At 48.4% G+C, this 8,358-nt stretch carries 7 protein-coding genes and 1 pseudogene; 4 read left to right on the plus strand and 4 right to left on the minus strand.

Annotated elements, in window-relative coordinates; all coding sequences use genetic code 11:
• Positions 1-917, minus strand: a pseudogene (locus tag IQ219_RS13045) (serine/threonine-protein phosphatase); the annotation flags it as partial.
• 130 nt (positions 918-1,047) lie between these two features.
• Between IQ219_RS13045 and IQ219_RS13050 the strand changes: the two are divergent.
• Both IQ219_RS13050 and dacB read left to right on the plus strand, forming a co-directional pair.
• Positions 1,048-1,668, plus strand: coding sequence for a VWA domain-containing protein (locus IQ219_RS13050; protein ID WP_190595797.1), 621 nt, complete (start codon positions 1,048-1,050; stop codon positions 1,666-1,668).
• Between the two features lie 14 nt (positions 1,669-1,682).
• Positions 1,683-3,131 carry a D-alanyl-D-alanine carboxypeptidase/D-alanyl-D-alanine-endopeptidase gene (gene dacB, locus IQ219_RS13055; RefSeq protein WP_194072892.1) on the plus strand — a complete coding sequence of 483 codons (1,449 nt, stop codon included), beginning with the start codon at positions 1,683-1,685 and terminating at the stop codon, positions 3,129-3,131.
• Positions 3,132-3,149: 18 nt separating this feature from the next.
• Here dacB and IQ219_RS13060 read toward each other — a convergent pair whose 3' ends face one another.
• Positions 3,150-3,368 (minus strand): hypothetical protein, encoded by a 219-nt coding sequence (locus IQ219_RS13060; protein ID WP_228017059.1) that lies wholly within the window; start codon positions 3,366-3,368, stop codon positions 3,150-3,152.
• A gap of 514 nt (positions 3,369-3,882) precedes the next feature.
• Positions 3,883-4,701 carry a carbon-nitrogen hydrolase family protein gene (locus IQ219_RS13065; protein ID WP_190595793.1) on the minus strand — a complete coding sequence of 273 codons (819 nt, stop codon included), beginning with the start codon at positions 4,699-4,701 and terminating at the stop codon, positions 3,883-3,885.
• Between the two features lie 386 nt (positions 4,702-5,087).
• On the opposite strand from IQ219_RS13065, the gene metG reads away from it, so the two are divergent.
• Together metG and IQ219_RS13075 are read left to right on the plus strand one after the other, a co-directional pair.
• Positions 5,088-6,686: a methionine--tRNA ligase gene (gene metG, locus IQ219_RS13070; protein ID WP_190595791.1), complete on the plus strand. Its 1,599-nt coding sequence runs from the start codon at positions 5,088-5,090 to the stop codon at positions 6,684-6,686.
• 144 nt (positions 6,687-6,830) lie between these two features.
• The gene (locus tag IQ219_RS13075; RefSeq protein WP_194019831.1) at positions 6,831-7,436 is read left to right on the plus strand and encodes an NYN domain-containing protein; all 606 of its coding nucleotides are present in this window, start codon (positions 6,831-6,833) and stop codon (positions 7,434-7,436) included.
• Between the two features lie 245 nt (positions 7,437-7,681).
• Here the strand turns inward: IQ219_RS13075 and dgt are convergent.
• Positions 7,682-8,358 (minus strand): dGTP triphosphohydrolase (gene dgt, locus IQ219_RS13080; RefSeq protein ID WP_194072893.1); only part of this gene is annotated, 677 nt, incomplete at its 5' end.

Here is an 8,358-nt window from a genome sequence, read left to right on the forward strand (position 1 = left end):
TCCTGGCCCCCCACCCCGTCACAAATGAGGGTCATGGTGTTGGCCAACTGTTGCCCTTCTATGGGGGTTTCGCTGACGGGAAAACAGGCGTCTTCATTATGGTCTCGACTGGGGCCCCCATCGGTTTGGGCAAACACTGTATAGCTAAAATCATACTGCTCTGCCAAGGATTGAATGCCCGTGTCCAACACCCGCAACAGGTAGTCCGCATGGGGGATTTTGCCCTGCTTTAGCCTTTGCCACAGGGTCTGACAAAAATCGGCGATCGCCGGATGGGCATTAGTCAATAACGACTCCCACACCCCGGCTAAATATTTGGTTTCATAAAATTGGTGCTCATCTAGCTGCAACTGCTGGAGAAAAATTTGGGGGCCCTGCACCCTCAACCAGTCAAATTCCAATAGGCTAGACACCACCCCCTGCCTTTGTAACGGTTGCCAAAGACGAATCATTTGCCAGAGCCAAGTTAACTGTTGTAGGGGTGAAGCTTGCTCCCACATTTCCCCCAGGGAAGGCAATAAACGGTCATGGAGAGGTTCCCCCGTCTCATCTAGGGGCACCGGGCCATAGTCCAACAGCCAGACCGATAAATCCTTTTCTTCGTCCCAACTGGGAAAATAGTCATACACTTCCGGCACATTGAGACGAAAGGGCAAAAGCTTTTGGTAGGGCAAAATATGATCCGGGATTTCCTCTGGCCCGTCCACTCCCAGGGCTGGAGTAGTGTCCAACAACACTTGGGGCCGCACTAACAGATAACGGTCCAGTAACAATTCCCCCGGTTGATAAGCCTTGATCCAATCCCCCACCGACCACAGATAGCGTTTCAGCAGAGGGGTCTGGCAGGTTTTGCACAGGCGATCGCCTAGGTCATTGGGGGCTTGACAATCGCGGTTGGAGCAGTGAACGGTCGGCACGGCATTACCCCTCTAACAAATTTCTGATTAATTTTAAGGAAATATGCAATCTTAAGAACATTTCCAAAAAGTTGTAATAGGCTAAAAGAGAAAAAACTGCCATTGTTTGCAAAATTGACCCAAGAAGATTATGAGCGCTGAAGCTGTCATCGAAAACCGAGACTATACCCTAATGATCGATAAAAGCAGTAGCATGGCCACCGCTGATGATCCCAATGGCCCCACTCGTTGGGAAATAGCCCAAGCTTCGACCATTGCCTTGGCTCAAAAATGCGAAGAAATTGACCCCGACGGCATCACGGTTTACCTATTCTCCGGCCGCTTCCGTCGTTATGACAATGTTACGGCCCAGAAAGTTGCTTATATTTATGCTAACAACGAACCCATGGGACGCACAGATCTTGCCAGTGCCCTCAAGGATGGTTTGGATAATTTCTTTCAGCGACGCCAGGCGGGGCAAACTAAGCCCAACGGAGAAACTTTTTTGATCATCACCGACGGTGAACCCACCGATCGTAAAGCGGTGATCCGTTTAATTTTGGAAGCGAGCCAAAAAATTGACCGGGACGAGGAATTGGGCATTTCCCTCATTCAGGTGGGCAACGACAAAAAAGCCACAGCCTTTTTCCAGGCTTTAGACGATCAATTACAGGCCGCAGGAGCTAAGTTTGACATTGTAGATACCGTCACCATGGAAGATATGCAAGGCATGAGTTTGAGTGATGTGCTGCTCAAGGCAATTACGGACTAGGGGAATACCCAGGCATGGTGCTGATTTTGCCGTCTCAATGGAAAAAACACCTGAGCTTATTGCCGCTCTCACTGACGGGGGTATTTTTCCTTTTTCTGACCACGGGGGTAGGGGCCCAGACCGATCGCCTTTGTCCGGCGGAACTGGGACAAAAACTGGCAACCCATTTACAACAACCGGATTTAGGCCGGGCCCAATGGGGCATTGCCATCCAACCTTTAACGGAGTCTCAGCCTGTTTACCAATATCAAGCTGATCGTCTTTTTATTCCGGCCTCTAACCAAAAATTAATTACCACCGCCATGGCTCTGCAGGAACTGGGGCCAAATTTTCGCTTTGCCACTCAGGTTTACCAACTGGATGGCGGTAAAAAAGTTCAGATTATCACCAGTGGGGACCCCAGCTTGACCCTGGAAGACCTGACGGCGATCGCCAAAAATTTAAAAGATAGGGGGGTAACGGTAATTGAAGAATTGGTGTTAGTAGACGCCATCGCCCCCCAGGATTACCAACGCCCCAGTTGGGAGTGGGATGATTTGCACTACGGTTATGCTCCCCCTGTCAATGGCGCAATTTTGGCCGGTAACCAAGTTAGCCTCACCCTCACGCCCCAGGACTTAGGGGAACCCTTGGCCCCCACTTGGTCCGATTCCATTGCGGGGGAACAATGGCAGATTATTAACCAAACCCAAACGGAAGTTGATCCAGCCCAGTCTCCCCAGGTTCGACAAATTTTTGGTCAACGGCAATTGGTCCTCACCGGCGCTCTGCCCCCCACAGGGGAACCCCGTGAAATTACCTTGGCCGTGGCAGACCCGCCAGGTTATTTCCTTGCTAGTTTGCAACAAAAGTTGGCGGAACAAGGCATTACCGTCAACTCCCAAACCTTGAGCACCGACACCACGGCGATCGCCCTGGCCCCTGTGCTAACTCTAACTTCTGCTCCTTTATCGGCATTGATTAAAACCGTCAACCAAGACAGCAATAATCTCTACGCTGAAGCGTTGCTCAACGCCATCCAACTGCCCTCCTCTGACACCAATTGGCAGTCCTACTTAGAAAGGCTTGGTCTAGCCCCCACTACGGTTAGACTACGGGATGGCTCAGGACTGTCCCGCCAGGATTTGGTCACACCCCAAACCCTAGTACAACTTTTGATAAATCAAACCCAAGGGTCAACGGGGACAATTTATCAACAATCCCTTGCTGTGGCCGGGCGATCGGGCACCCTGGAGCAGAGTTTCGCCGATACTCCCCTGGTGGGCAAAATGCGGGGCAAAACAGGCACCCTCACAGGGGTAGTTTCCCTCACGGGCTATGTGGAAAACGACCATTGGGGCCCAGTGGCATTCAGTTTTATAGTCAACAACAGTGATCTAGGGGCTGCTGTGCTACGGGAAGCAATGAAGCAGATGGTACTTTGGACTGCCCAGGTGGAAAAGTGTCAGCCCAGTGGTCAATAACTCAATAACTATTTGTTATTAACGCCTCGTACTTAGACAAAGGTAAGAATCCACCACTCTGCCGGTACGATGACAATTGACCAAGAGGTAGTCACACACGGGACAAGCGGTTTCAGTGACAATTTCCTTTTCAATCAGGCATTGCTGACGGACGGCATGGTTTCCGCAATTGGGGCAATGGATAGTCTGCTTGGTAAGGATTTGGGGAGCTTGGATCGGTCGGTGATACATGATCATGGTGATTGCTTAAGGATACTTAAAGAGGGTTTGTTAAAAATCAAGTCCAACAGGTCAAATTGCGGCGGTAAAAAACGATAAAATTCCTGTAAGATTTGTAAAATAAAGCACAGTTATACAGTTGCGGTTAGGGAAAAGAAAAAATTACTCCCAGTGGCAGTTAGCGCTGATCCCCATGGCGGTCAAGTCCATTTCCGCCGTGCAGACCCTTCGCTGGCTTAGATGATCAGCCAAGGAAAACAACGCCGCTAGTGAACTTTTTAGGCCGCAGTGACCCAGCTAAGATCCAAAAACTAACATTCTCTCTGGACTGTTCAGGTTTTCTTAACTATTAATTAAGCTTTGCTAGACAATAGCCACGGGTCAATCAATATGGCTCAAATCCTTGATCCCCATGGGGTTTTCTCATTTTTGCCCCAGGACAAATCGTTAACGATGACGAAAAAGGCGGTTTTAGTCTCTGTGCCTGCATTCTTCACCGCTTGGGCCCTAGGAACGCCCTGGCAACTAGCCATCAGACGAATACCCGGTGTTGCAACGAAGGCATTTGTTGACGTACCTGCTTGAGGCGGTCGGGGTTAATTTCGGCGATCGCCAGGCCTGGTTTTTCCCCCGCATCGGCCAGAATCACTCCCCAGGGATCAATGATCATGGCGTGGCCGTGGGTGTGGCGTCTTTCGTAATGGCAACCGGTTTGGGCTGGGGCAATGACGTAGCAGGTATTCTCAATGGCCCGGGCCTGGAGCAACACTTGCCAATGGTCTTTGCCGGTGTAGGCAGTGAAAGCGGCGGGCACAAAAAGAACATCTGCCCCTTGACGGGAAAGGTAACGGTACAGTTCTGGAAAACGAACGTCGTAGCAAATGGACAGCCCCAAATTACCAAAGCTATCGGAATGGTACACCGGGGGATATTTTTGCCCAGCCATCACCGTGGCCGATTCCCAATAGGTGTTGCCGTCGGGCACATTAACGTCAAATAAATGAACTTTATGGTAGCGGGCCAATTCCTGCCCATTGGGAGCAATTAAAGTGGCTGTGTTATAGGCCTTGCCCGCCTCCCCCGCCACCGGAAAGGGAAAGCCCCCCGCCAGAATAGTCACCTGGAAACGTTGGGCCATGGTCTGCAAAAATTTTTCCGTCGCTGTGGCGATCGCCGAAGCCTGTTCCAGTTTGTCTGTTTCATTGCCCAAAAAAGCAAAGTTCTCCGGCAAACCCACCAGTTCTGCCCCCTGGCGCACTGCCAAATCGATCAACTCCTCTGCTTCTTGTAAATTCTCGGCTAGGTTGGGGCGGCTGGTCATTTGCAGGGCAGCGGCTAAATACGGTTTCATGAAAATTCCTTGTCAGAAAGAAGCAGTGGGGGCTAGCAGTTCATTTTATCCTGATCGGGTGTAGGGACGGAACTTGCTCCCAAAAAGAGGAAGAGGGCTTCACATCTTAAGATATTATGGAGAAAAACTTCCTTAAAGTTTAGCCTTTGCTAAACTGAAGTCCCCCGCTTTTTAAGATTGTTAATTTCAATTTATTTTTAAGAATCTATTTTTAACCTCATTGATAAGAATTTCTAAGGGCAATAACAAGGTTTACTTAACAGCCCCCCTTGAGAATCTATCCTCAGGAGTTTAGGGAAGTAACCATTACTGTTGACCATTCTAGGCATGGTGGTTAACCAAACTAAATATTCTCCATGGCACTTTTACAAACTTCTTTTGATCGAATGCTTGATTCTTCCGTACCCACTTTTTCCGTCACCACCCCACTGTACTACGTTAACGATGTGCCCCATTTGGGTAGTGCCTACACTACAGTAGTGGCGGATACCCTGGCCCGCTTCAAAAGATTGCAGGGCTATGAAGTGTTGATGATCACCGGCACCGACGAACATGGGCAAAAAATTCAACGTACTGCCGAAGCTCAAGGCCTTGATCCCCAAACCCATTGCGACCATATCGTGGTCAAGTTTAAGGAACTATGGCGATCGCTCAATATTCGTTACGACCGCTTTAGTCGTACTACTAATCCCCACCATTTAGCCATTGTCAAAGACTTTTTTCAACGGGTCTGGGACAAAGGGGACATTTATCTGGCCCAACAACAGGGATGGTACTGTGTTGCCTGCGAAGAATTTAAAGAAAAAAGAGATTTATTGGAGGATAACCATTGTCCTCTACACCCTAACCGCAAGGCAGAATGGCGGGATGAGGAAAACTATTTTTTTCGCCTTTCCCGCTATCAGAAACCCTTGGAAGAACTGTATGCCCAACGACCGGAATTTATCCAACCCAGTAGTCGTCGCAATGAAGTGTTAAATTTTGTCGCCCAGGGATTGCAGGACTTTTCCATTTCCCGAGTCAATTTGGACTGGGGTTTCCCCCTCCCCAATGATCCCAACCATACTATTTACGTTTGGTTTGATGCCCTACTAGGCTATGTCACCGCTCTCTTAGGGGAGGATGAAGAACCTAGTTTAGCTAACGCTTTGGCCAAATGGTGGCCCATCAATTTACACTTGATTGGCAAAGATATTTTACGGTTCCATGCGGTCTATTGGCCGGCTATGTTGCTATCGGCGGAATTACCGATCCCCGCCCAGGTTTTCGGCCATGGCTTTCTCACCAAAGATGGGCACAAAATGGGTAAAAGTTTGGGCAACACCGTTGATCCCCTAGACTTAATTAACCGCTATGGGGAGGATGCTTTTCGTTACTATTTCCTCAAGGAAATTGAGTTTGGTAAAGATGGGGATTTCAACGAACAACGGTTTGTCAATGTGCTCAATGCCGATTTAGCCAACGACTTAGGAAATTTGCTCAATCGCACCCTGGGCATGGTGAAAAAATACTGTCAGGGGCAAGGTCCCCAGGTAATGGCCACGGATTTAGCCCCCGATAATCCCCTCAAAGCCCTGGGCAGTCATTTAGGGGAACAGGTGAGCAGTGCCTATGAAAGACTGTCCTTCACCGATGCCTGTGAGGCAATTTTTACCTTAGTGAGGGCTGGCAATAAATACATCGACGACATGGCTCCCTGGAAGTTATTTAAACAGGGCAGTCAGAAGGAAGTGGAAGATGTGCTGTACAGCGTCTTGGAGTCCATTCGGCTCTCGGCCTATCTCCTTTCCCCCATTGTTCCCCGCCTGAGCACCAAAATTTATCAACAATTGGGTTTCACCTGGGATTTTGACCAGTGGCGATCGCCGTTGGAGCAAGCGGAAGAATTCAACCGTCACCAATCCTGGGGCCAACTATGTGCGAATCAAAATCTGCCCCCGGCCCAGCCTATTTTTACCAAACTGGAGTTACCGGCAGAGGAGTAGAATCAAAAGCTGACCCCCTAGGTCAACTTCGATCTTTTGAAGATTTTTTAACAAAAATTAACATTTTTATCACTTTTCCGCTTTTTTCCTTTGAATTTTTTTTAAAAACCCCTTTAAATCACGACTTAATTATTTAGGAACACCATGTTTGAGGACTTTGAACAGGATGCACTGTTTACACCGGATCAGTTATTAGAAAACCGGGGCAGGGTGGCCATTTTCATTGATGGTTCCAATCTTTTTTACGCGGCCTTGCAACTAGGTATTGAAATTGATTACACCAAATTATTGCACTGTTTAACGGGGGGCTCCCGACTATTGCGGGCTTTTTTCTACACCGGGGTAGACCGCAGTAACGAAAAACAACAGGGATTTTTGCTTTGGATGCGCCGCAATGGTTACCGAGTCATTGCCAAAGACCTGGTGCAATTACCGGACGGTTCTAAAAAAGCCAACCTAGACGTGGAAATTGCCGTGGATTTGATGTCCTTGGTGGGTTCCTATGACACCGCTGTGGTGGTTAGTGGAGATGGAGATTTGGCCTATGCGGCTGATGCGGTCAGTTATCGGGGGGCGCGCATTGAGGTGGTGAGCCTCCGTTCCATGACCAGCGACAGTTTAATCAATGTTTCCGACCGTTATGTAGATCTTGACAGCATTAAGGAGGAAATTCAAAAACAACCCCGTCCCAACAGTGCCTATCGCAACGTCAACCCTATGCCAATTTTCTCCCAGGAAAAATCTACTTAACAGCCAACTCCTAGTTGTGTTCGTTTAAATAAGACTGAGATAATAACAGCTTCCGTAAAACTTTTATTAAGGCTACTCTAGTTTCTGATTTCGTCGTATTTTTAACTAAATAGCCATGGTTTTACTCTGGCGCACAGTTTGGTATAAATTCTGGTCAGCGGAAATTTTTCCCCGCATCAGGCTCTCTTCAGCCCAAACTGCCAGAGTTGCTTTTGCCCATAATCTGAAACCCTGGCATGGGAGCATTAGAGGGCAATGCCCCGCAGTTGTTGATACAGCAGAGTGGCTTGCAAATCGGTCATACCAGCAATGTAATCAGTTACTTTCAGAATTTTGCTGTAGTTATCGTCATCGGGGGCTACTTGGTGCTCTGGAGGCAACATAAATTTAAGCAGTTTCCCCTTCGGACGGGGTTGTTTTTCCAGGACGGCGGTAAGAAAATCAGTTAATAGATCCCCCAAGACTTCAAAGCCAGCAATTTTAATTCTGACCACATTGGGATGGTGAAAAACCGCATTGGTGGTCATGGTTTCAATTTCCTTAAGTTGGGGGGAAAAACGGCTTAGCCCCACTAGGGATTGGTCAAATTTCCCCGCTAAAATATCCGGTTCATGGTCAAGAAAAATTTGGGCTACTTCTTTTACCAGTCGATTGATGGCCTTAGCCCGCAGTCGTTTAATGGTTTCTGCCGGACTGCCTTCGTATTGGTTTAGCTCAATGTCAGCAATGCTTTGTAATTTATCTTGCACTGCTCCAAAGGGAAGATAGCCCATGTGAAAACCATCTTCCAAATCGACAATGGAGTAACAGAGATCGTCCGCCGCCTCCATTAAAAACGTCAAGGGATGGCGACACCACCAAGCAACCTTTGGCGATCGCCGAATGAGACCCACCGTTTCAGCTAGTTCAGTGAATAGATCTT

The organism is Synechocystis sp. LEGE 06083 (assembly GCF_015207725.1).
Taxonomy (GTDB): Bacteria; Cyanobacteriota; Cyanobacteriia; order Cyanobacteriales; family Microcystaceae; genus Synechocystis; species Synechocystis salina.